Annotated in this window: 21 protein-coding genes and 1 pseudogene; 10 read left to right on the top strand and 12 right to left on the bottom strand. The window is 72.3% G+C overall.

The genetic code is table 11. The features are described from left to right. Window positions 1-197: 197 nt before the first annotated feature. Complete coding sequence (locus ACIP4Z_RS15065) at window positions 198-1,217, bottom strand: LacI family DNA-binding transcriptional regulator (protein WP_355335582.1); 1,020 nt, start codon at window positions 1,215-1,217, stop codon at window positions 198-200. A gap of 217 nt (window positions 1,218-1,434) precedes the next feature. Beyond that, complete coding sequence (locus tag ACIP4Z_RS15060) at window positions 1,435-2,622, bottom strand: Ku protein (RefSeq protein WP_401308024.1); 1,188 nt, start codon at window positions 2,620-2,622, stop codon at window positions 1,435-1,437. A gap of 38 nt (window positions 2,623-2,660) precedes the next feature. Between ACIP4Z_RS15060 and ligD the strand changes: the two genes are divergently transcribed. Continuing rightward, window positions 2,661-3,551, top strand: coding sequence for a non-homologous end-joining DNA ligase (gene ligD / locus ACIP4Z_RS15055; protein WP_401308021.1), 891 nt, complete (start codon window positions 2,661-2,663; stop codon window positions 3,549-3,551). A gap of 27 nt (window positions 3,552-3,578) precedes the next feature. Here the strand turns inward: ligD and ACIP4Z_RS15050 are convergent, their stop codons facing one another. The 4 genes from ACIP4Z_RS15050 to ACIP4Z_RS15035 all read right to left on the bottom strand — a co-directional run bounded on the left by ACIP4Z_RS15050 (window position 3,579) and on the right by ACIP4Z_RS15035 (window position 8,145). Continuing rightward, window positions 3,579-4,073, bottom strand: coding sequence for a DUF1269 domain-containing protein (locus tag ACIP4Z_RS15050; RefSeq protein ID WP_401308018.1), 495 nt, complete (start codon window positions 4,071-4,073; stop codon window positions 3,579-3,581). Between the two features lie 97 nt (window positions 4,074-4,170). Beyond that, a complete protein-coding gene (locus ACIP4Z_RS15045; protein ID WP_401308015.1) occupies window positions 4,171-4,824 on the bottom strand; it encodes a hypothetical protein in 654 nt (217 codons plus the stop codon). A gap of 132 nt (window positions 4,825-4,956) precedes the next feature. Continuing rightward, window positions 4,957-5,811, bottom strand: a complete 855-nt coding sequence (locus ACIP4Z_RS15040; protein WP_401308012.1) for an LmeA family phospholipid-binding protein — start codon at window positions 5,809-5,811, stop codon at window positions 4,957-4,959. 255 nt (window positions 5,812-6,066) lie between these two features. Next, window positions 6,067-8,145 carry a GTP-binding protein gene (locus ACIP4Z_RS15035; RefSeq protein WP_401308009.1) on the bottom strand — a complete coding sequence of 693 codons (2,079 nt, stop codon included), beginning with the start codon at window positions 8,143-8,145 and terminating at the stop codon, window positions 6,067-6,069. Between the two features lie 372 nt (window positions 8,146-8,517). On the opposite strand from ACIP4Z_RS15035, the gene ACIP4Z_RS15030 reads away from it, so the two are divergent. Beyond that, entirely contained in the window at window positions 8,518-8,754 is a 237-nt protein-coding gene (locus ACIP4Z_RS15030; protein ID WP_355335565.1) for a DUF397 domain-containing protein, read from the top strand. Between the two features lie 162 nt (window positions 8,755-8,916). Beyond that, the gene (locus tag ACIP4Z_RS15025; protein ID WP_355335562.1) at window positions 8,917-9,819 is read left to right on the top strand and encodes a helix-turn-helix transcriptional regulator; all 903 of its coding nucleotides are present in this window, start codon (window positions 8,917-8,919) and stop codon (window positions 9,817-9,819) included. A gap of 75 nt (window positions 9,820-9,894) precedes the next feature. Here ACIP4Z_RS15025 and ACIP4Z_RS15020 read toward each other — a convergent pair whose 3' ends face one another. The 6 genes from ACIP4Z_RS15020 to ACIP4Z_RS14995 all read right to left on the bottom strand — a co-directional run bounded on the left by ACIP4Z_RS15020 (window position 9,895) and on the right by ACIP4Z_RS14995 (window position 17,365). Next, the gene (locus tag ACIP4Z_RS15020; RefSeq protein WP_355335559.1) at window positions 9,895-10,707 is read right to left on the bottom strand and encodes an SAM-dependent methyltransferase; all 813 of its coding nucleotides are present in this window, start codon (window positions 10,705-10,707) and stop codon (window positions 9,895-9,897) included. Between the two features lie 168 nt (window positions 10,708-10,875). Next, window positions 10,876-11,283 (bottom strand): DUF779 domain-containing protein, encoded by a 408-nt coding sequence (locus ACIP4Z_RS15015; protein ID WP_401308168.1) that lies wholly within the window; start codon window positions 11,281-11,283, stop codon window positions 10,876-10,878. Window positions 11,284-11,477: 194 nt separating this feature from the next. Next, window positions 11,478-12,617 carry a cation diffusion facilitator family transporter gene (locus ACIP4Z_RS15010; protein WP_401308004.1) on the bottom strand — a complete coding sequence of 380 codons (1,140 nt, stop codon included), beginning with the start codon at window positions 12,615-12,617 and terminating at the stop codon, window positions 11,478-11,480. 105 nt (window positions 12,618-12,722) lie between these two features. After that, window positions 12,723-14,537 (bottom strand): amino acid permease, encoded by a 1,815-nt coding sequence (locus ACIP4Z_RS15005; protein WP_391162888.1) that lies wholly within the window; start codon window positions 14,535-14,537, stop codon window positions 12,723-12,725. Window positions 14,538-14,780: 243 nt separating this feature from the next. Further along, on the bottom strand, window positions 14,781-15,752 hold the full coding sequence (locus ACIP4Z_RS15000; protein ID WP_401308001.1) for an aldo/keto reductase: 972 nt from the start codon (window positions 15,750-15,752) through the stop codon (window positions 14,781-14,783). Between the two features lie 176 nt (window positions 15,753-15,928). After that, the gene (locus ACIP4Z_RS14995; protein ID WP_401307998.1) at window positions 15,929-17,365 is read right to left on the bottom strand and encodes a ricin-type beta-trefoil lectin domain protein; all 1,437 of its coding nucleotides are present in this window, start codon (window positions 17,363-17,365) and stop codon (window positions 15,929-15,931) included. A gap of 437 nt (window positions 17,366-17,802) precedes the next feature. Here ACIP4Z_RS14995 and ACIP4Z_RS14990 point away from each other — a divergent pair, with 437 nt between their 5' ends. From ACIP4Z_RS14990 to ACIP4Z_RS14960, 7 genes and pseudogenes are all read left to right on the top strand, one after another. Beyond that, window positions 17,803-18,102, top strand: coding sequence for a WXG100 family type VII secretion target (locus ACIP4Z_RS14990; RefSeq protein ID WP_188285763.1), 300 nt, complete (start codon window positions 17,803-17,805; stop codon window positions 18,100-18,102). A gap of 77 nt (window positions 18,103-18,179) precedes the next feature. Continuing rightward, window positions 18,180-22,601 carry an FtsK/SpoIIIE domain-containing protein gene (locus ACIP4Z_RS14985; protein ID WP_401307995.1) on the top strand — a complete coding sequence of 1,474 codons (4,422 nt, stop codon included), beginning with the start codon at window positions 18,180-18,182 and terminating at the stop codon, window positions 22,599-22,601. Continuing rightward, window positions 22,601-22,879 carry a hypothetical protein gene (locus ACIP4Z_RS14980; protein ID WP_355335544.1) on the top strand — a complete coding sequence of 93 codons (279 nt, stop codon included), beginning with the start codon at window positions 22,601-22,603 and terminating at the stop codon, window positions 22,877-22,879. Before ACIP4Z_RS14985 ends, ACIP4Z_RS14980 begins: the two co-directional genes overlap by 1 nt. Before the next feature lie 134 nt (window positions 22,880-23,013). Beyond that, window positions 23,014-24,444, top strand: a complete 1,431-nt coding sequence (locus tag ACIP4Z_RS14975) for a hypothetical protein (RefSeq protein ID WP_401307992.1) — start codon at window positions 23,014-23,016, stop codon at window positions 24,442-24,444. 14 nt (window positions 24,445-24,458) lie between these two features. Next, window positions 24,459-25,187: a hypothetical protein gene (locus ACIP4Z_RS14970; RefSeq protein ID WP_391051226.1), complete on the top strand. Its 729-nt coding sequence runs from the start codon at window positions 24,459-24,461 to the stop codon at window positions 25,185-25,187. Continuing rightward, a complete protein-coding gene (locus ACIP4Z_RS14965) occupies window positions 25,184-25,909 on the top strand; it encodes a hypothetical protein (RefSeq protein ID WP_401307989.1) in 726 nt (241 codons plus the stop codon). The genes ACIP4Z_RS14970 and ACIP4Z_RS14965 overlap by 4 nt, the downstream gene beginning before the upstream one ends. Before the next feature lie 46 nt (window positions 25,910-25,955). After that, window positions 25,956-26,390, top strand: a pseudogene (locus ACIP4Z_RS14960) (LuxR C-terminal-related transcriptional regulator); the annotation flags it as partial.

Here is a 26,390-nt window from a genome sequence, read left to right as displayed (position 1 = left end):
ATCGACACGCGGGCCGACCGGGGTGTCCGGACGGGCGGCGGTACGCGTCCGCCCGTCGCCGGACGCGGGCCGGCGCGGGACCGGCCGAGGGTGCGAGCGCATAAGCGGAGGGCGGGGCTCCGGGACCGTGAACCGGTCCTGGCGCCCCGCCCTCGCGCGGAGTCGGAAAGCCGTCGCCCTACGGACGACGGTGCAGGTCAGCCGCTTTTCACGACCTTGCGCATCCGGGTGGAGCCGCGCACGATCAGCTCCGGTTCGAAGAGCATCACCTCGTCGGTGACCGCGTGGCCGTCGATCTGTGTGACGAGCGACGCGATGGCCGCGGCGGCCATCGCCTGCACCGGCTGGCGCGAGGTGGTCAGCGGCGGATCGGTCGCCACCATGTACAGCGAGTCGTCGAAACCGATCACCGACAGATCGTCCGGGACTTTCATCCCGTGCCGCCGGGCCGCCCGGATCGCGCCCAGCGCGAGCGCGTCACTCGCGCACACCACCGCGGTGACCCCCTCCGCGAACAGCCGGGGCATCGCCGTCGCCCCGCCCTCCATCGAGAACATCGCGTGCGCCACCAGGGGCCGCCAGTCCGCGGGCGACAGCCCCCGCTGCTCCCAGAAAGCCGCGTAACCTGCGAGTTTGCGGGCCGAGGGGACATGCCCCACCGGTCCGAGCACCAGGCCGATCCGCTCGTGGCCCAGCCCCGTCAGATGCGTCAGCGCCTGCTCGGAGGCCGCCGCGTCGTCCACCGAGACCTGGGATATCTGCCGGTTCTCGTCCGCCGCGTTGATCAGCACGATCGGCACCTGGCGCTCGCGCAGGTCCCGCCCGTGCTCCGGGCCTGCGTCCGCGTAGCTCGCGCCGACGAAGATGATCCCCTCGATGTTCTGCTCCAGCAGCATCTGGATGTAGTGCGCCTCCGAGACGCCGTCCGCGGTCCTGGTGCACAGCACCGGGATCAGCCCCCGCTTGTTCAGCGCCCCCGCCAGCGCCTCGGTGAACGCCGGGAAGATGGGATTTTGCAGGTCAGGGACGACAAGGCCGACCAGCGGCGCCCGCGCGCTGCGCATCCGCGCGGGCCGCTCGAACCCGAAGACGTCCAGTGCGGTGAGCACGGAGTCCCGCGTCGACTGCGCCACGTCAGGGCTGCCGTTCAGCACGCGGCTGACCGTCGCCTCGCTGACACCCGCGAACCTGGCCACTTGGGAGAGTCGTTTCGTCACAGAGGCAATCTACAGGATGGTGCGCAAAAACAAAGATCAGTAACGCAAGAAAATGACGCGACTTGCGCAGAGGAAGATCATGCGGGGAGGGGAGTGAGGCCGTCCGGAAGCGCGGGGCCGCGCGGGCTCGCGCGGGAGGCCGGGTCCGGGCGCGCCTCGCGGACGGACGGGCGGATCAGGGGCCGACCGGGGACGGGGTTCGCGTCCCGGCGGCGGATCAGCCCGCCTTCCGCCGCGAAGCGGCCGTCTTCTTCGCGGCGGCGGTCTTCTTCGTGGCCGCGGTCTTCCGCGCGCCCGCCTTCGAGGTGCCGCCCTTCGCGGCGGCCGTCTTCGACGCCGTCGACTTCGTCCCCGCCGACTTGGCGCTCGCGGACTTCGCCCCGGCCGACCGCGTACCGCTCGACCCCGTGCCACTCGACCCCGTGCCGCCCGATCGCATACCGCTCGACTTCGAGGCGGTCGCCTTCTTCCCGGCCGCCGTCTTCTTCGCGCCGGACCTGCGGGACGACTTCAGTTCGGTGACGCTGGCGTGCCCGGTGCGGTCGTCGCCGTCCGCCGCCTCGTCCGTAGCGGAATCGCCGGAAGCACCGGACGCACCGGAGGCACCCGAGGTGCCCGACCCCGCGCCCTCGCCGCGCCCGCCCTTCGCCTGTTCCACCGACGCGCGCAGCGCGGCCATCAGGTCGACCACCTTGCCCGGTCCGGCCTGTTCGGCCGCCGGAAGCTCGGAACCCTCCAGCTTCGCGGTGACCAGCGCCTCCACGGCCTGCGCGTACTCGTCGTGATAGCTCGTCAGATCCGCCTCGCCGAGCGCGGAGATGAGGGTGTCGGCGAGCTTCAGCTCCGAATCGCTGATGCTGACACTGCCCTTGGGGGCGGCCTCCGCGGGGGAGTTCAACTCGTCGGGCCAGCGCAGGGTCTGGAGCAGCAGGACGTCGTCGTGGGCGCGGATCAGCGCCAGATGCTCGGAGTTGCGCATGGCGAATTTGCCGACCGCGGCCTTGCCCGCGCGCGCCAGCGCCTCCCGCATCAGCACATACGGCTTGTTCGCGGCGGGGGAGGCGGGGGCCAGGAAGTACGGGGTGTCGAGCTGCATCGCGTCGACGGAGGCCGCGTCGAGGAAACCGCTCACCTCGATGGTCTTCGCGGTCGGCAGCGGCAGCGCCCTGAGATCGGCGTCGGTGATCTCGACCAGCTGCTCGTCCGGCGTCTCGTACGCGCGGCCGATGTCGGCGGCGGTCAGGACCTCCTCGTCCAGCTCACAGGTCTTCTGGTACCGCACCCGGCCCTGGTCGGTGAGGTGGACCTGCCGGAAGCTGATCTTGTGGCTGGACACGGCGGAACCGAGCTTCACGGGTATGGAAACCAGCCCGAAGGCCAGATTCCCCGACCAGACACTGCGCATAGCGAGTCCTTTTTGTCAGGCTATGGGACCTTTATGATATGCCGATCACGGAAGTCGAGGGTCGTCGGATCAAGGTCAGCCACCTCGAACGGGTGCTCTGGCCGGAGACCGGCACCACCAAGGGCGAGCTGCTGCACTACTACGCGAGCGTCGCCACCGGCCTGCTGCCGTACGTCAGCGGCCGTCCCGTCAGCTTCGTCCGCACCCCGGACGGTGTGGACGGCAAGCGTTTCTTCCAGAAACGGCCGCCCGCCGGTACGCCCGACTGGGTGACCGTCTCGCAGTCCGTCAGGCGCAGCGGGGAATTCATGGAGCAGGTCCAGGTCAACGACCTGCCGACGCTGATGTGGGCGGCCAATCTGGCCTGCGTCGAACTGCACACCCCGCAGTGGCGCGCCGACGAACCCGGCGTCGCCGACCGGCTGGTCCTCGACCTCGACCCCGGCGACGGCTGCACGGTCGTGGACTGCTGCCGGGTGGCACTGCTGCTCAGGGAACGGCTGGCGGAGGACGGCATCGAGATCTGGGCCAAGACCAGCGGTTCCAAGGGCCTGCACCTGCTCGCCGCGCTGCGGGACGGGACCCCGGCGACGGCGACCGCCTACGCCAAACGGGTCGCGCAGGAACTGGAGGCCCGGCACCCGGACCGGGTGATCTCCCGGATGACGAAGGCCGCGCGCTCCGGCCGGGTCTTCATCGACTGGTCGCAGAATTCGGGGAACAAGACCACCGCGGCCCCGTACACCGTCCGCGCCCGCCCGACGCCGACCGTCTCCGCGCCGCTGTCCTGGCCGGAGATCGCCGCCGCGCACACCCCGGACGACCTCACCTTCACCCTGGCCGACCTGCCCGCGCGGCTCAGCGTCGAGGGCGACCTGCTCGCGCCGCTCCTCGACCCCGCCCGCGCGGCCCCGCTGCCGCCGCACTGAACGGAGGCGGGGCCGCGCGGGGCGGTGTCACTTCTGCTGGGCGCCCGCCAGGTGCTCCGACAGCTCCTCCTCGTCCTCGTCCGAGAGCGAGGTCTTGAGCAGCGTGCCGCCGTAGGCCTGCATGGCGTCGGCGAACTTGTCCTCGGTGATCTTCGAGGCCATGATCACGACCGCGGTCGTGCCCGGCGTGAGCAGCGCCTGCACCTGGCCGCGGAACTGGTCGTCGATCCCGGACTTCCCCAGCTTGCCGAGCAGCCCGCCCATCGCGGCGCCCATGAGCAGGCCCAGGCCGGGGACGAGGAAGAGGATGCCGAAGACCATGCCCCACAGCGCGCCCGACGCGGCGGACACGCCGACGATCTTGCTCGGGGTGTCGACGTGCGTCTTGCCCTCCTCGTCCACCGAGACGATGGCCAGACCGGTCAGATTGACCACGTAGTCGTTCTGGAGATTCTGCACGGCGGTGTAGGCGTCTTTGGCGACGGACGGGTCCTCGTAACCGATCACGATGAGTTCGGACATCACGGGCCTCCTAGTGGCGTGGGGCGACAGGATGCACGATATGTCCGTTTCGAGGTTCGGGCAGGGGGAGAGGCGCCGCCGGGTACGGGGCGGCGGGTTACGGCCGGGGCGCGCCGTACCAGCGCCAGGACGTGACGCGCGGGTGGTCGGGGAGGTCGATCCGGCCGGTGGCCCACAGCAGGGTGGACCAGGGGTCCGCGGTCAGCGGGACGTGCGGAAACAGCCGGGCCAGCGCCCTCGCGCACACATCGGCGGGCGGATTCCAGGCGAGGCCGAGCCCGGCCGCCAGGTCGTAGGTGTGGACCAGGGTCTCCACGATGCCCATCGCGGCGAAGCCCTCGGGGTCGGAGACGCCGTAGCTGTGGTGGGCGCGGACCTCGGGCGACGCCGTACGCGCCATGGCCACCAGCAGCGCGCCGGTCGCCTCCAGCACCTGCAACAGGCCCTCCGGGCCCGCCTTCCGGTCCGCGTGGATGGCGTTGGGCGGGCCGCCCGGCCGGCGCGGCGACCAGGAGAAGGGCACGTCCGTGCTCAACGGGGGCTGCCTCGGGCCCAGTTGGGCCGCGTACGCGAACAGGTCATCGGCCAGGTGCTCCACCGTCTCCCAGCAGTCCCACTCCAGCGACCCGGCCTTGCGGTCCTCCCACGCCGACGCGGGCGCCTCGCGCAGGGCGGCGACGGCGAGCTGGACGGAGCGGTCGAGGTCGTCGGCCGTGACGGGCCCGGTCGTGTGGTCAGCGGTTTCCGGCATGCCAGGCACCGTACCGCGCGGACCCGGCCGCCCCGCGAGGCATTTTCCGCGCGCCGGATACGTGTCGTGGGCGGCTCACGAGGCGCGGTCGCACCCGGCGTCGAGGCGGTGGCGCACTGAGCACCGAGGCACTCACGCGCAGGCGGCGTCCTTGTCCTTGCCCGCCGCGCCCCGCGCGAGCTCCAGGGAGAGCGCGAGCCCCGTACCGTCGGTGCGCGCGCCGGTCAGCCGTACGCCGTCGGGCAGTTCGGGGAGGGCCACGGTGCGCGGGCCCAGGCGCCCGGCCAGATCGCCGCCGCCGGGCAGCGACGCCAGATCGGCGACGGCCACGTCCCGGCCGAGCACGCGGACGGTGGTCGGGGTGACCGTGAGACCGTCCTTCCCGGTCGTGACGCGGGTGTGCACGGTGATCGGCAGGCGCAGACCGCCGATGCTGCCGGTGAGTACGAGCCCGCCGCCGTCGCCGCCCACGGCCAGCCCCGCGACCTTGCCGTCCCGCGCGGCCAGCCGCTTCTGCAACTCGGCGTAGGCGATGGTCGCGGTCGCCGTGCCGCCGCTGGTCGTGCCGTCGGTCGACACGTCGTGCAGGTCGACCGCCACATTCACCTCGGTGTCGCCCCTGCGCACACCGTCGGCGGCGATGTGCGCGCTGCCGAGATTCCCCGTGAGCACCCGGAGCCCGGCGAAGGCGCTGGTCAGCTCGGCGGTCACCGGCCCCGTGGGCTTCAGGCGGCAGGCCACCGCCTCGGCGATACGGCCGCGCGCGGTGTGCTCGACGGCCAGGTCGACGGCGGTCGCGGCGCCGGTGAGCAGCGCGGCCACGACGGCCGTGACGACGAGCCGCCTGCGGCGCGGCGCCGACCGCCGGTCGGCACCGGATTCCCCGCCGGGCTCCGCGCCGGATGCGCTGGCCGCCGCCGTACGTCCGGGCGGACGTGCCGACGCGCGGTCGGGCGTGGCGGTACGACGTGCCGGGCGGGGCTTCACGATGCGCGGTGTCCGATCCGATGGTGCGGGGGCGGCGGGTGCGGGTGCGGGTGCGGCGGGTGCGGGGCGGGCGGCGGCCGGGCCGGACCCGTGGCCGATCCACCGTGCCGCGCCCGCCGGTCGGCGGCTCCGCCGGTCTCAGCCTACGGGCCCGCCCGAATCGTCGGCGCCGCCTGCCGGGCCGTCCCGAGCGCGCCCGCGGTCATGACCCGCCCGCCGTACCCGTCCCGCGCCCCACCGCGCCCGGGACACGCCTCATTCCTCCTCCCGGCCCGCGCTCACCCGGCGCCGCACCTGCAACAGGTAGTCCTTGCGGTTCAGCGGGTCGAGGTCGGTCCGGGGCCGCTCCGGCACCGCGCCGACCACCGGCTCGTAGTGGTCGAAGGCCGACTCCAGGACGCCCTCGCCGTGCGTGAGCGTCGGCAACGACTGCTCCAGTTCATGCACCCGCGCGGCCGGGACCACGCCTTCCAGGACGTACGAGTCGCCCTGCGGCTCGGGTGCGCGCGGTACGGCGCGGAGCCGGGACAGGACGGCCAGCAGCGCGCCGAAGGTGTCGGCGGGGACGTCGAGCCGGAAGAGGTGCATCGGCTCGTGCACCCTGGTCCCGGCCCCGCGCAGCGCGTCCATCAGCACCAGCGGCGTCAGATTGCGGAAGTCGCCCGACGTACTGGACATGCTCTTGTCGAACACGGCGTGCGCGTGGCTCTGCCGGGGCGAGTAGCCGGAGTGCGTCATCGTCACGACGCAGTCGATCACCTCCCAGCCGTGGACGCCCTGGCGCAGCGTCTCGCGCACGGTCTCCTCGACGGCCTTGAAGAACGAGTAGGGCATGGAGCCGAGTTCGACCCCGAGGCGGAACGCCACCCCTGACCCCGGCGGCGCGGGCTCGACGCGCAGCCCGACCGTCGCGAGGAACGGATTGGCGTCCTTCTTGTTGAACTCGACGGCCTCCCCGGAGCCCACCACGCGCTCGACGCAGATCGTCGTGGTCTCGCGGAAGGTGACATCGACCCCGAACTCGTCGGCCAGCGTGGCCTGGACGACCTCCTTCTGCACCTCGCCGTAGAGCGAGACCGAGATCTCCTGCCGCACTCCGTCCAGCCGCAGATTGATCAGCGGGTCCTGCTCGGCGAGTTGGGCGAGCGCCCCATGCAGCGTCCCCCTGTCGGCCGCGCGGGTGGGAACGACCACCGTCTCCAGCGTCGGCGGCGAGAAGTGCCGGCCGTCCGGGGGAGCGGCGCCCGGATCGCCGACCGTGTCACCGATCCTGATGTCGGCCAGGCCCTTGAGCAGCGCGATCCGCCCGGCCGAGACGGACGCGGCGGCCACGGCGGCGCCCCGCTCGAAGACGCTGATGCTGGTGACCTTGGCCTCGCCGGCCGACGCGGCCCCGTCGGGACCGTCGGCACCGTTGTCCCTGTGCCCCTTCTCGCTGCTCACCGCGGAGTCCGGGCCGAACGGCAGCCGGTCCCGTGTGCGTACCATCCCGGAGAACAGCCGTACGTACGCGGTCCGTTCACCGGTCGGTCCGCGCTCGATCTTGAACACCCGCCCCGAGACCGGGCCGTGGGCGTCACCGGCCGCCGCGGGCAGCAGTTCGGTGAGACCGGCCGTCAGCGCGGCGACGCCCGCGCCGGTGATCGCGGAACCGAAGAAGACCGGATGCACCTGTCCGCGCGCGGTCTGCGCCGCCAAGTCGGCGCGCACCCGGCCGTACGAGACCGCGGACTCGTCGGCCACGTAGTCGGCGAGGAACGCGTCGTCGTGCTCGGCGAGCAGGCCGGCCAGACCGGCGACGAAGTCCGGGTCGGCGGCGGTGAACGGCACGCTGCGCGCGCCCCGCGTGCCGGATTGCTCAACCCGGCCCATCGGGAAGGCCGTTGGCGCGAGCTTGCCCCGGACGCTCCGCAGCACCTCGTCGCAGCGGGCGCCGCGGCGGTCGGTCTTGTTGACGAAGATCAGGACGGGGATGCGCAGTCGTCGCAGCGTCCGCATCAGGACGCGGGTCTGCGCCTGCACGCCCTCGACCGCGGAGATCACCAGCACCGCGCCGTCGAGCACGCTCAGCACGCGCTCCACCTCGGCGATGAAGTCCGGGTGGCCGGGGGTGTCGATGAGATTGACGGTGACGTCGTCGACCTCGAAGGAGACGACGGCCGATTTGATGGTGATGCCGCGTCGGCGCTCCAGCGCCAGGGTGTCGGTCCGCGTGCTGCCGTCGTCGACGCTGCCGACCTCGTCGATGACTCCGGCGGCGAACAGCAGCCGCTCGGTCAGGCTGGTCTTACCGGCGTCGACGTGCGCCAGGATGCCGAGGTTCAACGTACGCAAGAAGCTTCAAGTCCTCTAGATCGGTGGGAATTGCCGTCTGGGTGGGGACTGAAGTTCCGCGCATGATCATCTCCTGGGTACGGTCGGCCGGTCCGGTCGTACGGGGGCCGTTGGACTGTCGTCGGGAGTACAGCAGAGCCGTACGCGACGGACAACCGGTTTTGTCCGCGTACGAGGGCGTCCGTGCCTCGTCCTCCGCCGTTTCTTCACGTACTGGTGGGGCTCAGGAGTCTCGATCACACCTCCGTTGTCAGTATCATCAGCGGGACGACTTTGGATGCAATTGCATCTGGAATTGCATCCGCAGTTGCGGTCGCGGGCATGCTTGTGACTGCGAGCGATCGAGTACAACTCACAGAGGAGTGGTGCCGGATGAAGCAGTTCGACAACGGAGTGCGGGCGGACGAGATCCCGGGTGTCGAGTGGGTCAAGAGCGGGCGGAGCAATCAGAGCGGCAACTGCGTCGAGGCGGCCAAACTGCCTGATGGCGGCGTTGCGTTCCGCAACTCCCGTGACCCGCACGGTCCCGCGCTCGTCTACACGCACGACGAGATGGTCGCCTTCATCGGTGGCGCCAAGGACGGGGACTTCGACTTCCTCACCGCGTGAGGCGGTTACGCTCAGGCGCGTCCGTCTGAGTGAATGACGACAAGAACAGTTGACGGCTGAGCGCGACGGCGTGAAGTCGGGAATTCGTGACTCCGGTAGGGGCGCGACAGCGCGCCTCGCAGTGCAATACTGGCGTGCGTCCAGTTTCTACCGGGAGCCCGCATGTCCGCTCAGCCGCAACTCGTATCACCGCTGCAACTGCTGGAGCGCCGCCCGGACATGGGCGCCAAGGCGTTGGCACGTGTGCTCGGCAACTATCTGCGTGCCCTGCGCGAGGCCGCCGGGGTCAGCCCGGCACAGGCCGGAGAGCGTATCCGTGGCCACGCCTCGAAGATCAGCCGCATGGAGACGGCGCACGTCTCCCTCAAGTTAAGGGACGTCGACGACCTCCTCGCGCTCTACGGCGTCGCGGAGCAGGAGCGGGCGGAGATCGCCTTCCTGGTCCAGCGCTCGGCCAAGCCCGAATGGTGGCAGCCGTACGGCGAGGTCGTTCCCGACTGGCTCCAGGGCCTGATCGGTCTGGAGCGCGACGCCCACGTGATCCGTACCTACGAGACGCAGTTCGTGCCCGGCCTGCTCCAGACGCCCTCGTACGCGCAGGCGGTCGTGCGCAGCGGCCACCGGCTCGCCTCGCCCGAAGAGGTCGAGCGGCGCGTGGAGTTGCGGCTGGAACGCCAGCGCAGGATGGCGGAGCCCGGCGCTCCCGTGCTGTGGGCCCTGATCGACGAGGGCGTGCTGCACCGCCCGGTCGGCGGTCCCGCGGTGATGCGCGAGCAGTTGGAGTATCTGCTGGTGGTGCTGCGCCAGCCCGGTGTGCGGCTCCAGATCGCCTCCTGGTCGGCGAGCGCGGCGGCGACGCCCGGCTCCGCGGTCACGTATCTGCGGTTCGCCCAGGGCTTCCTGCCCGACGTGGTCTATCTGGAGCACATGACGAGCGCGATGTACCTGGACCGGCTGGAAGAGCTGGACAAGTACCGTGCCGCGCTCGATGAGTTGAGCGCGCTGGCGGCGACGCCGGTGGAGAGCCGCGTGCTGCTGGAAGAGGCGCTGAAGCGCTACAAGTAGAGCGGCCCCCGAGAACGACGCCGGCCCGCATCCCCCTCGCCGGGGGTGCGGGCCGAAGCTCTGCCGTGGGCGTTGCTACACGCGGGCCACGCCGCCGTACTCGATCCATTCCTTGCTGGGCTGCTTGAGGCCGAGGTCGCTGTCGGGGCGCCAGGTGGAGACCTCCACCAGGCCCGGCTCGATGATCTCGTAGCCTTCGAGGAAACCGGCGAGGTCGCTGGGCTTGCGCACCTCACCCCAGTGGCCGCCGGTGGACTGGTCCATGAACTCGGTGACGAACCGGCGGGTCTCGGGGTCGTCGCTGACGAGCTGACAGACCACCAGGAAGCTTCCCTTGGGCAGCTTCTCGGCGACGCGCCGGACGACGCCCGCGGGGTCGTCGGTGTCGCGGATGCAGTGCAGCACCGACACGAAGAGCGCGGCGACCGGCTCGTTGAGGTCTATCAGCCGCGTCAGTTCTTCGTGCTGCCAGATGCTCTCGGTGTCGCGGAAGTCCGCCTGGATCACCGAGGTGTTCTCGTTCTGCTGGAGCAGCGCGCGGCCGTGGGCGAGCACGATCGGGTCGTTGTCGACGTACACCACGCGGGCGTCGGGGTTGATGCGCTGCACGATCTCGTGCACATTGTCCTGCGTCGGCAGACCGGAGCCGTGGTCCACGAACTGCTTGATGCCGTAGTCCTCCGCGAGCCTGCGCACCACCCGGCGCAGGAACTGACGGTTGTTCAGGGCCAGGATCTTCATGCTGGGGACCTGGAGGAGTAATTGCTCCGTGGCCTCGCGGTCGGCCGGGTAGTTGTCCTTCCCGTCCAGCAAGTAGTCGTACATGCGTGCCACAGCGGGCACCGTCACATCTATCTTGTCGGAAAGCGGTGCGTCCCGGTGCTCCATCGGGCCCCTCACGGTGGTTCGTTGATCGAAAGCTGCGGTGACGACTTCCATCCTAGGGAGACGTGATCGTCCGGTCGAGAGCGCAGACCAGGAGGTTGTGCCGGACGCGCGGGCCGGCTCCGGTCCGGCCGTCCTCGGGCCCGGCCCGGTTCCGGGGCCGCGCCGGTCCTAGCCCGCGGTCTCTGTGTCCTCGGCGTCCACGGCGTCCACGGTGTTCCCGGTGGGCAGCGGCGGCTCGGTCTCCATCCGCTCGACCTCCTCGTCCGTCATCAGCCGGGAGCGCAGGAGGAAGCGGACGCCCTCGGGGGCCTCAAGCGAGAAGCCGCTGCCGCGGCCGGGCACGACGTCCACGGTGAGGTGGGTGTGGCTCCAGTACGCGTACTGGCTCGCGCTCATCCAGAACGGGGTGTCCCCGGCGACCCGGCCGAGCAGGACGTCCGCGCCGCCCACCCGGAACTCACCGCGCGGGTAGCACATCGGTGAGCTGCCGTCGCAGCAGCCGCCGGACTGATGGAACATCAGGGGGCCGTGCTGCCGGGCCAGTTGGTCGACCATCGCTTCGGCGGCCGGGGTCATTTCGACGCGCCCCACGGGACGTCCGGGCGAGGCGGGGCCGGGCAAGGCCGTGTCGGACCGTGCGGTATCGGACCTGGTGGCGTCCATCACGGGGGCTCCCATCCGCCGACCGCCGGATGCGTCGGCGTTCTCGTACCAGCCTCCCGCCCGCGACGGCTTTCGTCCAGGGACGGGACCGCGCCCGGCGCCGGGCGTCAGACGGGCTGGTGGTGGGCGAGGAGCACGTGCGGGTCCCCGGCGCCGTGGACGTGGGCACCGGCCGGTGCGTGGTCGATGTGGACGGTCGCGGCCCGCAGCCGCGGCACGGCGTGCAGCAGCGCGTGCTCGGCCCGCACGGCGACGGCGTGCGCCGCGACGACGCTGATGCCGGGGTCGACCACGACCGCGGCCTCGGCCCGCAGCGCGTGCCCGATCCACCGCATCCTGACCGGCCCGACCCCCTCCACCCCCGGCACCGCGCCGAGCGCCCGCTCGGCCCGGTCGACCAGCTCGGGGTCGACGGCGTCCATCAGCCGCCGGAACACCCCGCGCGCCGCGTCCCGCAGCACCGCCAGAATCGCCACGGTGATCAGCAGCCCCACGACCGGGTCCGCGAGGCGCCACCCCAGGGCCGTACCGGCGGCGCCCAGCAGGACCGCGAGGGAGGCGAAGCCGTCGGTACGGGCGTGCAGGCCGTCGGCGACCAGGGCCGCGGAGCCGATGTCGCGCCCGACGCGGATCCGGTATCCGGCCACCCACTCGTTGCCCACGCATCCGGCCAGCGCCGCACCGGACACCGCCCACAGGTGGGTGACCGTACGCGGATCGAGCAGCCGGTCCACCGCCGTCCAGGCCGCGAAGGCGCTCGACGCGGCGATGGCCAGCAGGACGGCGACCCCGGCCAGATCCTCGGCCCGCCCGTAGCCGTACGTATAGCGGCGGTTGGCGGCCCGGCGCCCGAGGACGAAGGCGATGCCCAGCGGCACCGCCGTCAGCGCGTCCGCCGCATTGTGCACGGTGTCGCCCAGCAGCGCCACCGACCCGGACACCGCGACGATCAGCGCCTGGACGAGCGCGGTCGCGCCCAGCACCGCGAGCGACACCCACAGCGCCCGCATCCCGCGCGCCGACGACTCCAGCGCCGCGTCCACGCTGTCCGCCGCCTCGTGCGAATGGGGCCGCAGGAGATGTCCGAGCCGGTGCCGCAGTCGCGATCCGGGGTGCGTACGACCGCCCGTCGCGTGTGCGTGGCCGTGCGCCCGGTCAGGGCCGTGGCCGTGGTCGTCGGCATGGTCGTGGTCGTGTGGGTGACCGGCGCCGTGCGCCTCGCCGTGGGTGTGCTCAGTCCCCGCCATGTCGGACACCGTGGCACACCGAACCCCTTGCGGCCACTCCCGAAATACCATCTGTGACCAGCTGCGATGCCCTCGCAACAGCCCCGGCTGGGCGACAGGGGCCGCTCACAGGCTCAGCCGGTACGGAATCGTGCACACCACGACGTCGGTACGGGCTCTGAGCGCGGAGGCCAGCAGCAGGCCCCGCTGATTCTGGAGGATCTGGTAGCGCCGGTGGCGCGGCACCACCTCGGGGATGAGGACGGAGACGTGCTGCCCCTTGGCCACCTCGCGCTCGACGTAGGAGACGATCGGCTGCACCAGCGAACGGTGCGGGCTCTCCACGATGTCCAGCCGTACGCCCGGATTCCAGCGGTCCCAACTCTCCCGCAGGGCGCGGGCCTTGTCGGGGTCGCCCTGCACGGCGACGGCGACGACGGCGGTGCCGAGGTTGAGGGCCGCCGTCAGCGCCTGCTGGGTGAGCCTGCTGACCTCGCCGACCGGCACGATCACCAGGGACACGGTGCGCCGGACCGGCGGCGGGACCTCACCGAGCCCCAACTCCTTCCCGACCTCGGTGTAGTAGCGCTGGATACGGGCGAACAGCAGCATCAGCAGCGGCACGGTGACCACCACCACCCAGGCCCCGGCGAGGAATTTGTCGGCGAGCAGGACGGCGGCGGCGATCGCCGTCAGCACCGCGCCGAAGCCGTTGAGCGTCGCGCGCTGGCGCCAGCCGCGGGGACGCTCCCCGCGCCAGTGCCGTACGAGGCCGATCTGGCTGATGGTGAAGCCGATGAACACGCCGATCGCGAACAGCGGCAGCATGCGGTGGGTGTCGGCGTCCACGGCGATCAGCAGCAGCGCGGCGAGCAGCGCGAGGGCGCCCACGCCCCAGCGGTACACCGGGCGCTCCGTGCGCAGACCGAACAGGTGGGGCAGCCGGTGGTCGCGGGCCAGCAGGCTCATCAGGACCGGCAGCCCGCCGAAGCTGGTGTTGGCGGCCAGCGCCAGTGCCAGGGTGACGACGAGATTCGTCGCGTCGTACGGCCAGCCGGTCCCGAAGGAGCCCGCGGTGAGCTGCGCCAGGACGGTCACGTCGCCGCGCGGCGCCACATGGTCGCGGCGGATCAGCACCGCGAGCCCGACCAGCATCAGCGCGAGCAGGCCGCCCAGCATCAGCTCGGTGCGCTGCGCCCGCCTGACCCGCGGGTCGCGGAAGGCGGGCACCCCGTTGGCGATGGCCTCCACGCCGGTCAGCGAGGAGCAGCCGGCCGAGAACGCCTTCAGGAGCAGCAGCAGCCCCAACGACTCGGTGATGTGCACGGGTTGGGGAGTGCCGACGACGGCCACGGGGTGCGAGCGCACCAGGCCGAAGACGATGATCCCGAGGACGCTCGCGATGAACAGCGCCGTCGGCAGCATCAGCACCCGGGCGCTCTCGGCCACACCCCGCAGATTCACGGCCGTGAGCACGGCGAGCCCGAGTAGACACACCGGCAGCAGATGCGGCGCGAGGGAGGGGTAGGAGGAGGCGAGGCTCGCGGCGCCCGCGGCGAGGCTGACGGCGACGGTGAGCACGTAGTCGACGACGAGGCTCGCGGCGGCGAGCAGACTGATGCCCTGCCCCAGGTCCTTCTTCGCCACCGCGTACGCGCCACCGCCGTCCGGGTGCACGGCGATGACCTGCCCGTACGAGACCACCAGCACCGCGAGCAGCCCGGCGATCACCAGCGTCACCGGCAGTGTCGCGCTGAGCGCCCCGGAACCGGCGGCGATCAGGACCAGCACGATCGCCTCGGGGCCGTACGCGACCGAGCTGAGCGCGTCCAGCGACAGTGCCGCCAGCCCTTCGATGCTGGTCAGGTGCTGCTTGTCCCCCTCGCCCGGCCGCAGGGGGACTCTCGGCCGCAGTTCGCGGCGGGCCAGACCGAAGGTCATCGGTACCTCGGGGTGCAGGGGACGACACGCGGGGACGCGTCATGCCCAGTCTGACGGACCGTCACCGGAGGACGGCTGAGGCGCGGCCGTGGACCCCCGAGCGGCCGTGGACCCCCAAGCGGCCGTCGCACCCCGGCCGGGCGTCGCCTCCCCGGCCGGGTGTCGCCTCCCCGGCCGGGTGTCGCCTCCCCGGCCGGGTGTCGCTCGCTCCCGTGCGGCCCGTCAGTCGTGCGGCGGCGGGGGTCAGCGCTCCATCATGCGCATCTGGGCCTCGTTGTGGGTGTCTCCCGCGGCCGGGGGGAGGCTGCTGAGCCTGTCGAGCTGTTCCGCGCTGAGCCGGACGGCGTCGGCGGTGGAATTCTCCTCGACGCGGGTGACGCGCCGGGTGCCGGGGATGGGAGCGATGTCGTCGCCCTGGGCCAGCAGCCAGGCCAGCGCGACCTGCGCCGGGGTGGCGTCGATCTCGGCGCCGACGGCGGCGACCTCGTCGGCCAGCCGCAGATTGTGCTGGAAGTTCTCCTTCGTGAACCGGGGGTTGTCAGCCCGGAAGTCGTCGGCGTCGAACTGGTCGGTGGAGCGGATCGCGCCGGTCAGGAAGCCGCGCCCGAGGGGTGAGAAGGGCACGAAGCCGATGTTCAGCTCGCGCAGCACCGGCAGCACGCGCGCCTCGGGGTCGCGGGTGAACAGGGAGTACTCCGACTGGACGGCCGTGACCGGGTGGACGGCGTGGGCGCGGCGGATGGTCTCCGGGCCGGCCTCGGACAGGCCGATGTGCCGGATCTTGCCCTCGGCGACCAGCTCGGCGAGCGCCCCGACGGTGTCCTCGATCGGGGTGCCGGGGTCGACCCGGTGCTGGTAGTACAGGTCGATGCGGTCGGTGCCCAGCCGGGTCAGCGAGCCCTCGACGGCGGCGCGGATGTTCGCGGGAGTGCTGTCCGCGCCCTGGCGGCCGGTGTGCGAGATCAGCCCGAACTTCGTGGCCAGCACGACCTCGTCGCGGCGGCCCCTCAGCGCGCGGCCGACGAGCGTTTCGTTGGTGTAGGGGCCGTAGACCTCGGCGGTGTCGATGAACGTGACGCCCAGTTCCAGGGCGCGGTGCAGCGTACGGACCGACTCCGTGTCGTCGGTTCCCGCGCCGGTGTAGGCGTGGGACATGCCCATCGCGCCCAGGCCGATCCGGGCAACGTCCAGGTCACGCAGGGTGATGTGCTTCATCGCTTCTTCTCTCCTGGCGGACGGCGGCGATCTTGTCCTGTCCGGCCAAGCCTGCCTCTTCCCGCCCGCCGACGACAGGCCGGGACAGGCGGAGGGCCGACAGCGGGGGTGTGACAGGGCCCCTCTCCGCCGCCCGGCCATCGCGGCCGGGCGGCGGAGAGGGGCCGAGGTTCGGGTCAGGGCCGTTTGAAGGCTTCGGGGCCGCCCGCGCCGCAGGGGGCCAGACGGACGCCGGTGCCGTTGTCGACCTCGCTCAGGCACAGGGCCGCGTGAGCGGAGTAGACGGTGCTGCCGCGCAGCGAGAACTTCTGCGCGACGTTGCCGCTGCAATTCGCGACCTGGACGACCGTGCCGGGGGTGGTCCCGCCCCAGGCGGCGTCCATGCACAGGTCGTTGGCGCGGATGGTCCCGTCGGGGCTGATGTGCCACCGCTGGACGAGGCTGTCGTCGCACGCCGCGAGCGCCAGCGGGGTGCCGTCCGTACCCGCGCCCGCGGTGAGGCACTTGCCGGTCGCCGCGTTCTTCAGCGGAGCCCCCGGCGGCTTCGGCGCGTTGGCCGCCGACGCCGGTCCCGAGGCCGGAGCGGACGCGGGCGGCGCGGACGCGGGCGGCGCGGACGCGGGTGGCGCCGAGCCCGGCGCGGCACCGGACGGCGAGGCCGCCGACGGCGACGGACCGGCCGTGGTCGGCGCGGGCGCCGTCGTGGTGTCGGAGGCGTGCGCGACCGTGGTCGAGGGCGAGGAGGAGCCGTGCAGCGCGAGCCCGAGCCCGACCCCCGCGAGGCAGAGCACGGCGACCGACGCGACGACGACCCGGCCCCGGGTGACGACGGGTTTGGTCCGCGGGCCGGGCTCGGCGGGCCTCCCGGCCGTGCGGCCGACGGGAATGTCGTCGCCTTCCTGGGACGGGGGCAACTCCGCGTCCGGGTCGAGCCGGTGCGCGACCCGCTCGTCCAGCAGCCCGGTGTCCACGACGCCGGCCGAGTCGATGGTGAAGCGCCAGCGGGGCTGATCGGTGCGGCCGACGACGACGACCGTCCACCGGCCGTCCGGGTCGTCGGCCAGCCGCTGGAAGCGTTCGCGGTCCCGGCCGCCGGGCGAGCCGCCCAGCAGCAGCACCCCGCCCGCCTCGTCCTCCAGCGCCGCGTCGGTGTCGGCCGGGTCCTGCGGCTCGGCCGGCGCCCCCGCGCCGGGGACCGGTTTGAAGCCGACACGGACCACGCGCACCTCGCGGGACCAGGGGCTGGCGGCCAGTTCGCGGGCCCAGTCGTGGGCCAGGGCCCGCGCCTGCCGGGCGTCGCCCTCCAGGCCGATGAGCCCGCCGACCTCGCCCAGGTTGAGCAGCACGAAGCCCTTGCCGGTGTTGCCGAGCGGGACCAGCCGCGGATACGGCTCCGGCAGCGACTCCGCCACGCTCGCGCTCTGGAGCCAGCGCAACTGGGCGTGCCAGGTCCGCCCGTCCTGGTCCGCGGTCCACCCGGCCGGTGGCCGCTGATCGGGCGTCCTGAGGTGGAACCAGACGGTCTCGGGCCCGACGACCACCACATGGGCCACCGGAACGGCACGGTTCTCGCGGTCGCAGGCGGTGGCCAGGACGCGGATGACCCGGTCCACGGTCCACAGACCGTGATCGGCACGCGGCGCCGAACCCGGTCGCTGCCCGGACCTTCGCGACCGGCGCAGCCGGGCGCTCCAGTCGGTGCGGCGAGGAAGGCGATCGGCGGATCGGGACGGGGGTGTCACCTGTGTCTCCTTCACTCACGTCTTCACTCGCGTCCGCCCACGCCGTCAGCACGTTCACTCACGTCGTCACAGGGACGGTCGCGCCGCGCCCGCGGTGTGCCGCGCACGCTGTGTCCTGTGAACGGTGGTAGCCCGCCACGGGGGTGTCAACGCCGGGCGCGGGGCGGCGGCGCCCCCTTGGGCCCAGGGGCCCAAGGTCGCCCGCGAGCCCTGGACCAGGCATCGGAGCCGTTCCTAGCATCGACCGCGTCCGGGCCCGGCGTGCCGCCGCGTACCGGCAAGCCCGGCAACGTCAGAAGGGACGCACGATGACGAATCTGAACATCACGTATCAGGAGATGTCGGACAGCGCGAGCAAGATGCGCAACAACAAGGCCGACATCGACCAGAAGCTCACCGAGTGCAAGAACATCGTCGACAACCTCACCGGCTCGGGGTTCGTCACCGACCAGGCGTCCGGCAGGTTCGACGAGGTGCACACCGAATTCGTCACGTCGGCCAACCAGGCCATGGAGACGCTGGACCAGTTGTCGCAGTGGCTCGACAAGGCCGTGGACGCGATGCAGGACATGGACACCCAGCTCGCCAGCTCGCTCAACCAGAAGTAGCGGGCCGCGGCCGGTCCACCGGCGCCGCCCGCACCCCGCGCCGGGCGTGCGGGCGTCCGATCCACGAGGGGGGAACCATGCCCATGATGATCACCATCGCCCGATCCCCCGACTGGTCGGCCGACGTCGCGGTGGACGCCGATCCCACCACCCCGCTCCGCGATGTCGTCAAGAATCTGCTGGACAGTCTCGACGGGTCGCGGCCCCCGGCGCTCGGTGGTCCGGCGGAGGCGGCGGTCTACCTCGCCGACCAGCCGCTCGACCTCTCGCTGCCCCTGGCCGGCAGCGGCATCCACGACGGCACCGTGCTCTGGCTCGACCGGCCCGGACCCGCGGAGACCCCGCCCGTCGGCCTGGTGACCGTCCGGGCCGTCGCGGGCGCGGGCGCGGGACGGATCTGGTTCCTCGGCGCGGGCGAGTACCGCGTCGGATCGGGCGCCGACTGCCAGGTCGACGTGGGCGGCGGGCCGCCGGTGGCCGCCGTCGTCCGGATCTCCCTCGACGCCTCGGTACGGGTGCGCGCCGTCGGGCACTCCGCGCTGCTCGACCGCGTCGCCCTGCCCGACCACGACGTGGCCTGGCCCGAGACGGTCCAACTCCTGGTCGGCGAGACCTTCCTGGAGGCCCACCCCCTGCTGCGCCCCGACGCGGTCGTCGAGCCCTCGCCCGACGGCGAGTACCTCGACTACAACCGCCCTCCCCGGCTGCTTCCCCCCGTGCAGCACACCGTGTTCCGGCTGCCGTCCCAGCCCAGGCCGCCCTCCCTGAACGCGCTGCCGTGGCTGACCGCGGCCCTGCCCGCCGTCCTCGGCAGCCTCATCGCGGTGATGTTCCACAACCCCATGTTCCTGATGATGGCGGCGATGTCGCCGGTCATGATGCTCGGGAGCTGGTTCACCGGACGGCGGCAGGGCCGGATCAGCCACCGCCGCCAAGTGGCCGAGTACGGAGCCCAGTTGGAGGCGACCGAGGCCGAGATCGCGACGGCGCTCGAACAGGAGCGCCGCGACCGCCGCGCCGCGAGCCCCGACCCCGCCGAACTGCTCGTCATCGCCACCGGCCCGCGGTCCCGGCTCTGGGAACGCCGCCGCACCGACCCCGACCACCTGCTGGTCAGGGTCGGCATCGCCGACCTGCCCACGGCCATCGCCGTCGAACAGGGCGACGGCACGCGGCGCGGCCGGGACCTGCGGGCGGCCCCCGACGTACCGGCCGCCTTCTCCATCGCGGAGGCCGGAGTCGTCGGCGTCGTGGGACCCGAGGGCTGGCCGCGGCACATGGCGCGCTGGCTGACCGGACAGCTCGCCGTCCTCCAGAGCCCCCGCGACGTGCAGTTGTACATCCTGACCGACCCGGCGGGCGAGTCCCTGTGGGAGTGGGCCGCCTGGCTGCCGCACTCCCGGCCGCTGCTGGGCCAGCAGGCCCTGTCCCTGATGGGCGCCGACGCCGAGACCCTCGGCCGCCGGGTCGCGGAACTGAGCGAACTCATCCACGTACGCCAGCAGGCCCGGCTCAACGCCGGGGTCGGCGCCGCGTTCGCGGACCCCGACGTCGTCGTGCTGATGGACGGCGCCCGGCGGCTGCGGGCGCTGCCCGGAGTGGTGGCGATCCTCCAGGAAGGCCCCGCGGTCGGCGTCTACAGCATCTGCGTGGACGCCGACGAGCGGACACTGCCCGAGGAGTGCGCGACCGTCGTCATCGGCGGCGGCTCGCGGCCGGCCACCCTGCGCAGACAGCGCGCCGCGCAGGTCGACGGCATCGTCTCCGACGAGGTCCCGGAGAGCTGGTACGCCTCGGCCGGACGCAGACTGGCGCCGCTGCGCGACGTCAGCGAGAACCAGGGCGACGCCGCCCTGCCCGCCTCCGCGCGGCTGCTGGAGATCCTGGGCCTCGAAGAGCCGACCCCCGCGGCGATCGCCGCCCGCTGGCGTTCCTCCGGCCGTGGCACCAAGGCCGTCGTCGGCTACTCGCTCAACGGGCCGTTCGCCCTGGACCTGGTCAACCACGGCCCGCACGGACTCGTGGCGGGCACCACGGGCTCGGGCAAGTCCGAGTTCCTGCAGAGCCTGGTGGCCTCGCTGGCCGTCGCCAACCGCCCGGACGCCATGACCTTCGTCCTGGTCGACTACAAGGGCGGCGCCGCGTTCAAGGACTGCGTCGACCTGCCCCACACCGTCGGCCTGGTGACCGACCTCGACCCGCACCTCGTCGAGCGGGCCCTGACCTCGCTGAGCGCCGAACTCACCCACCGCGAGCACCAGTTGGCGGCGGCGGGCGCCAAGGACCTGGAGGACTACCTCGATTACGCGGGCCGCAGGCCGGAACTGCCCCCCATTCCCCGACTGGTCATCGTCATCGACGAGTTCGCCTCGATGGCGCGTGAACTGCCCGACTTCGTCACCGGCCTGGTCAACATCGCCCAGCGCGGGCGCTCCCTCGGCATCCACCTGATCCTGGCGACGCAGCGCCCGTCCGGCGTGGTGTCGGCGGAGATCCGCGCCAACACCAACCTGCGGGTCGCCCTGCGGGTGACCGACGCGGGAGAGAGCACCGACGTCATCGACGCCCGGGAGGCCGCGGCCATCACGACGGCCACGCCCGGACGGGCGTACGCGCGGCTCGGGCACAGCTCGCTGATCCCGTTCCAGACCGGCCGGGTCGGCGGCCGCCGTCCCATGGCCGACAGGACCGCCGCGACGGCCGCGCCCTTCCTGCGCCCGGTCTCCTGGCTCGACCTCGGCCTGCCCGCGCCCCAGCGCCCGCGCACCGTCGCCGAGACCGACGAGGTGACCGACCTGTCGGTCCTGGTGTCGGCCATCGGCCAGGCCAACGCCATGCTGGGCATCGCCGCGCAGCGCCGCCCGTGGCTGCCGCCGCTGCCGCTGTCCGCGGTGGTCGACCTGACGGCCGACCCGGTCCGCGGCTCCCGGCAGGACCCGTCCTTCTCGTGGGCCATCCAGGACCTGCCGATGCGGCAGCGCCAGGAGACGGTGACGGTGGACCTGGCCACCTTCGGCCACCTGCACATCGTCGGCGCGCCCCGCTCGGGCCGCTCCATGGCGCTGCGCACCTTCGCCGCCGCGGCGGCCAGCCAGTCCACCGTCGCCGACCTGCACCTGTACGGGCTCGACTGCGGCAACGGCGCACTGCTGCCGCTCACCCGGCTGCCGCACTGCGGCGCGGTGGTGCAGCGCTCGGAGACCGACCGCGCCGCCCGGCTGCTCAGGCGGCTGCACGCCGAGGTGCAGAACCGTCAACGACTCCTCGGCGAGGGCGGGTTCGCCGATGTGACCGAGCAGCGCGCGGCCCGGCCCGAGGCCGAACGGCTGCCGCACATCGTGCTGCTTCTCGACCGCTGGGAGGGGTTCATGGGCACCCTCAGCGAGTACGACAGCGGGTCGCTGACCAATCTGATCCAGACCCTGCACCGGGAAGGCGCGAGCGCCGGGGTGCACCTGGTCATCGCGGGCGACCACATGCTGCTGAGCGGCCGGATGAGTTCGCTGTGCGACGACAAGCTGGTGCTGCGGCTCTCCGACCGCAGCGACATGGGCCTGGCGGGGTTGAACTCGCGGAAGATCCCGGAGAATCTGCCGCCGGGCCGCGGCTACCGCGCGCCCAGCGCGATCGAGACCCAGGTCGGGCTGGTGGCGGACGACCCGGCGGGCCCCGCGCAGGCCGCCGCCGTGCACGCGCTGGCGGCCCGGCTCACCGAACGCGAGGCGGGAGTCCCCAAATCGGCCCGCCCCAACCGGATCGCGGTGCTGCCCACCCAACTCTCCTTCGACCAGGCGTGGGAGATGGTGGAGGAGACGCCGAAGCCCATGTGGGCGCTGGTGGGCGTCGCGGGCGACGACCTCGAACCCGTCGGCGCCGACCTGATGGGCGATCAGCCGACCTTCCTGGTCGCGGGACCGTCCAGGTCGGGGCGGAGCACCGCGCTGACCGTCATGACCGAGTCGCTGCTGCGCGGCGGCGTCGAGATCGTCATCGGCGCTCCCATGAACTCACCGCTGCGGGCCTTCGAGGGCAGGACCGGGGTGCGCGGTGTCATCACCGCGGACGCCCCCACCGAGCAGCAGTTCTCCGATCTGCTGAACCCCGGTGACGGGCCCGTCGTCCTCGTGGTCGACGACGCCGAGACCTGGCGCGACCTGCCGTGCCGCGACTGGCTGAAGGCGTTCGTGAAGAAGGCGTCGGGAAGCAGGCGGGGCGTGGTCCTCGGCGGGGACGTCGCCTCGGTGGCGATGGGCTTCTCCGGCTGGCAGTCCGAGGTCAAGCGCAACCGGCGCGGCGTCCTGCTGTCGCCGCCCACCTTGAACGACGGCGACCTGGTGGGGGTGCGGCTGTCCCGCTCCCAGCTCGCCGCCAGGGTCGTACCGGGCGCCGCCCTGGTGCACCTGGGCAGCGGCAGCCTGCTGCCCGCCCAGATCCCGCTGCCGCCGGCCGCCGGCGAGCCCGCACGCGACAACTCCGCACACGACAACAGGGAGCAGTGATGGCGGACCTCGTGGTGAAGGACCTCCAGAGCCTCGCGAGCGACCTCAGCGAGCTGATCGGTCAGTTCGAGGGAGCGCTGGACTTCCAGAACGACGACAAGGGCCTGTGGGGTCAGCTCAACGCCAACCTGTCGATGGGCGACTTCGCCGACAACTGGACCGTGCACCGTGACGCGATGGTCAAGTCCATGAAGAGCCTGCGCGACAAGGTCAACAAGGTCGACGAGGCGTGGGCGCAGGCGGACCAGCAGTTGCTGGACTCGTTCGAGGACGGCTGAGCCGATGACTGGGTCCACGGCTGGTTCCACGGCGGGGCCCGCGACTGGGTCCATGGCCGGGCCCGCGGCCGGGCCCACGGCTGGGTTTACGGCTGAGCGCCAGGACGGCTGACGAGCGTCACAAGGAGAACCGCATGTCCATCAGAAACCTCGACTGGTCGCCACTGGACCGGCACTCGGACCCGATCCACACCGACCTCGACGTGGTGAGCGGCGCGCAGACGCGCTACCAGCACATCGCCGACACCATCGACGACGCGATCACCAAGCTCCAGCGGATCGTCGACACCGACAGCGACAGCCTGGCGGGCCAGTACGTGGAGGGCCTGAGGTCCGAGGCGACCAGCGTCAAGGACAGCCTCACCAAGGCCGCGGTGCGCTACCACGACGTCGCCGCGGAGATCAAGAAGTACGAGCCCGACCTCGAACAGGGGCTGAACGAGACGGCCGCCGCGCGCACCGACGCCGAAGAGGCCAAGAACGACCAGACCAAGGCGCACGCCATGCCCGACCCGCAGAAGCAGCCGGACGGCACCACCACCCCCGAGGAGCAGCAGAAGGGCTCCGACAAGGACAAGGCGACCGCCGACGCGGACGGGAAGCTGGCGGCGGCCAAGACGCGGCTGACCAACGCGATGGACGCGCTGAACGTCGCGGGCAAGCGCTTCGGCGACGCGGTCAACTGCAAGAAGTACGACGACGGCCTGACCGACTCCTGGAAGGACAAGCTCGACGCCGTCATGGCCAAGATCAGCCAGATCTTCGCCATCATCGGCATGATCCTCGGAGTCCTCGCGATCCTCATCCCCGGCGTGAACGCGCTGATCATCGCGGGAGTGGTGGCAGGCGCGATCACCCTGGTCGCCAACATCGTGCTGTACGCGCACGGCAAGGGCAGCCTGGCCGACGTGATCCTCGGGGCGGTCGGTCTCGGCCTCGCGGGCATCGGCGCCATCGCCTCGCTGGCCGCCAAGGGCCTGGCCAACGCGGCCAAGACGCTCGGCCAGCTGGCCGGCCGGCCCCGCCCGGTGACGACCAACCCCCCGCAACTGCACTGGGGCCCCGGTGCGCCGATCGAGCTGACCCCGATGGGGCCCGCGGCGGGCGCGGGCACCCGCACCGGGCCGAGCGTGATCGGCGGGGTGAACACCGTGCCCGGCGACTTCGTCATGCCGATCAACCCGGCCACCGGCTGGACGAACATGTCGGACTGGTTCAACAACCCCGCCACCAACTGGCTGTTGGGCAAATTCGGGGCCATCACCCCCGAACTGGGCTTCTGGGAGTCGGCGGGACTTCAGTTCAAGGGCGCCGGCGCGATGTGGGGAAAGCTGTTCACCGATCCGCTGAACTTCGCCAAGGACTGGGCGGGCGTCATCGGCGGTCTGAGCGGCTTCCGCGACCTGTCGGCCGTCATGGCGGCCATCGGCGGCAAGATCTCCCCGCTCTGGTACGTCTGGGGCGGCCTCAACGGCGCCTTCGGCATGGGCGGTCTGATCTACACCGGCGGACGCCTGGTCGGCTGGATTCCCGCGGTCAACCCGCCCGGTGTGGCCGCCTCATGACCAGGGGAGACGACATGAGCGACGACCTGGCCGCGCCGGACGGACTGCCCTGGCACTGGGAATGGGTGCCCGACATCCGGCCGGACGACGAGGAGTACGCGGCCTGGACCGCGCACATCGTGGCGCTCTTCGCCGACTGGACGTCCGAGGGCCTGGACGCGGCGCGGCTGGCCTGGCCCGCCGAGGCGGGCGTCGAATTCCCCTTCACGTCCGACATGGTGGGGCAGGGCGCCGCCGCATGGCTGCTGCACCGGGCGGGCCAACTGCCCGCGTGGTCCCGGCTCGCCTGGGGCGCGGCGTTCGTGCAGGGCAGCGCGCGCTGGGCGCCGGTCCCGGTGGTGGTGGAATTCCGCCGCCCCCGGGAGGAGGACCCCAACTACCTGATGGAGGTCGTCGGCGCCTCCGGCCGCGACGGCGACGCCCGGCAGCCGACGATCGACTACGTGACGACCCCGATCGGTGACGGAGTGCAGGTCTTCGCCCTCGGACGGACCCCGGAGGGCGCGGCGTTCGGACGCGCCGAAGCCGCGATGCGCCTGGACGTGCCGCCGGTCGGCGGTGCCGCGAGCGTCAGCTCCGACGTCGTACTGACCACGGTCGTCTTCGAGATGGGGCTGATGGCGCTGATCAGCGCGGGCGTCGAGCAGTTGATGCAGCAGATCGCCCACGACTGCGCGCCTCCGGCCGACGGGGGCCCGGCCAGGCTCGGGTTCGCCACCACCACCGAGGGGAGCCAGCGGTGATCGACTTCGAACTCGTCCTGCCCGACGGCTGGGTGCAGATTCCGACCACGCCCGACACGACCGCGCTGCGCCGCAGGACCGTCGACGCGGTGATCCGCCACCATGTGCCGGACTCGCTGCCGCGCGACTCGGCGGGCCCGTGGCGGCGGATGCTGCGCAGGGAGCTGACGGAGGCGACGGAGGAGGCCGCGCGGCAGAACGCCCGCTCGGTGCTGCTCCCGCTCCAGGAGTTCAGCGGCGTCCGGCTGCCCGGATCGATGCTGGTGACGGTCCTGGAGAGCCAGGACGAGACCGAGGACCCGGAGAAGCTGCTGGCCTCCCTCCTCGCCGACGCCGGGGCCGACGGCACCTATCTGGAGATCGGCGGAGCCCCGGCGGTACGGGTCGCCTCGGTGGTGGACAGCAGCCGGGTCGGCCGCAAGGCGCCGTCCTGGCGGGTCTCGTACTACGTCTCGAACCCCGACGCGCCCGGCACCTGGGGGCTGCTGACCTTCACCGTGCTGACCGACGGCGACATCGACGCGGAACCCGTACAGGCCGTCGTGCTGCTCTTCGACATGATCGTCACGACTCTGCGCTGGGCGAACCGCGTCGACGTCCCCACCCAGGACGAGGTGCTGGCCCAACTGGCCGAGATGGACCGGCCCGCACCGGATCAGCAGCCGACCGGCTCGTCGGCCTCCGCGCGGAGCGAGCCGTCGGCCGACGCCTCCGGCGCGTGAACCGAACGCGAAGAAAGTATGAAGCGGCCCCGGCCACGCTGGTCGTATGACAGTCGTCGCCACTTCCGCGCCGATCAGCCCGACCCGGGTGCGGATCGCCATCGTGAGCCCGGACATCCTCGCCCAGATCCGCCAGGTCTTCGCCCGTAAGAACCTCGACGTGGAATTCCTGCGCATGCCCTACGTCGAGGTCGCCGTCGCCCCCGCCGCCGCGCCCGCCGTCCCGCAGGTTGGGCAGGACCCGCGCCGGCTGTGCGCGGAGTACCGGCTGAGCGCGGTCGCGGTGGAGAGCCTGCCGCCCGCGGGGCAACCGGCCCTGGAGGTACGGCCGCACGCGCCCGCGGCCCCCGAGGACACCGCCCCCGAGGACCCGGCCCCGGCCCTGTCCCGCCGTCAGCACGAAGTGATGGCCCTGGTCTCCCGAGGCGCGCGCAACGCCGAGATCGCCGCGCGCCTGCACGTGAGCGAGAAGACCGTGAAG

This window comes from Streptomyces sp. NPDC088910, assembly GCF_044749865.1.
GTDB lineage: Bacteria > Actinomycetota > Actinomycetes > Streptomycetales > Streptomycetaceae > Actinacidiphila.
Note: the sequence above shows the minus strand (reverse complement) of the source record. Positions and strands in the feature narration are given on the sequence as shown.

Bases quoted from the DNA above. Each gene is read 5' to 3' on its own strand.
- ACIP4Z_RS15060 (WP_401308024.1), bottom strand. From the start codon at position 2,622: ATGCGCAGTGTCTGGTCGGGGAATCTGGCCTTCGGGCTGGTTTCCATA.
- ligD (WP_401308021.1), top strand. From the start codon at position 2,661: ATGCCGATCACGGAAGTCGAGGGTCGTCGGATCAAGGTCAGCCACCTC.
- ACIP4Z_RS15050 (WP_401308018.1), bottom strand. From the start codon at position 4,073: ATGTCCGAACTCATCGTGATCGGTTACGAGGACCCGTCCGTCGCCAAA.
- ACIP4Z_RS15045 (WP_401308015.1), bottom strand. From the start codon at position 4,824: ATGCCGGAAACCGCTGACCACACGACCGGGCCCGTCACGGCCGACGAC.
- ACIP4Z_RS15030 (WP_355335565.1), top strand. From the start codon at position 8,518: ATGAAGCAGTTCGACAACGGAGTGCGGGCGGACGAGATCCCGGGTGTC.
- ACIP4Z_RS15025 (WP_355335562.1), top strand. From the start codon at position 8,917: ATGTCCGCTCAGCCGCAACTCGTATCACCGCTGCAACTGCTGGAGCGC.
- ACIP4Z_RS15020 (WP_355335559.1), bottom strand. From the start codon at position 10,707: ATGGAGCACCGGGACGCACCGCTTTCCGACAAGATAGATGTGACGGTG.
- ACIP4Z_RS15015 (WP_401308168.1), bottom strand. From the start codon at position 11,283: ATGACCCCGGCCGCCGAAGCGATGGTCGACCAACTGGCCCGGCAGCAC.
- ACIP4Z_RS15010 (WP_401308004.1), bottom strand. From the start codon at position 12,617: ATGGCGGGGACTGAGCACACCCACGGCGAGGCGCACGGCGCCGGTCAC.
- ACIP4Z_RS15005 (WP_391162888.1), bottom strand. From the start codon at position 14,537: ATGACCTTCGGTCTGGCCCGCCGCGAACTGCGGCCGAGAGTCCCCCTG.
- ACIP4Z_RS15000 (WP_401308001.1), bottom strand. From the start codon at position 15,752: ATGAAGCACATCACCCTGCGTGACCTGGACGTTGCCCGGATCGGCCTG.
- ACIP4Z_RS14990 (WP_188285763.1), top strand. From the start codon at position 17,803: ATGACGAATCTGAACATCACGTATCAGGAGATGTCGGACAGCGCGAGC.
- ACIP4Z_RS14985 (WP_401307995.1), top strand. From the start codon at position 18,180: ATGCCCATGATGATCACCATCGCCCGATCCCCCGACTGGTCGGCCGAC.
- ACIP4Z_RS14980 (WP_355335544.1), top strand. From the start codon at position 22,601: ATGGCGGACCTCGTGGTGAAGGACCTCCAGAGCCTCGCGAGCGACCTC.
- ACIP4Z_RS14975 (WP_401307992.1), top strand. From the start codon at position 23,014: ATGTCCATCAGAAACCTCGACTGGTCGCCACTGGACCGGCACTCGGAC.
- ACIP4Z_RS14970 (WP_391051226.1), top strand. From the start codon at position 24,459: ATGAGCGACGACCTGGCCGCGCCGGACGGACTGCCCTGGCACTGGGAA.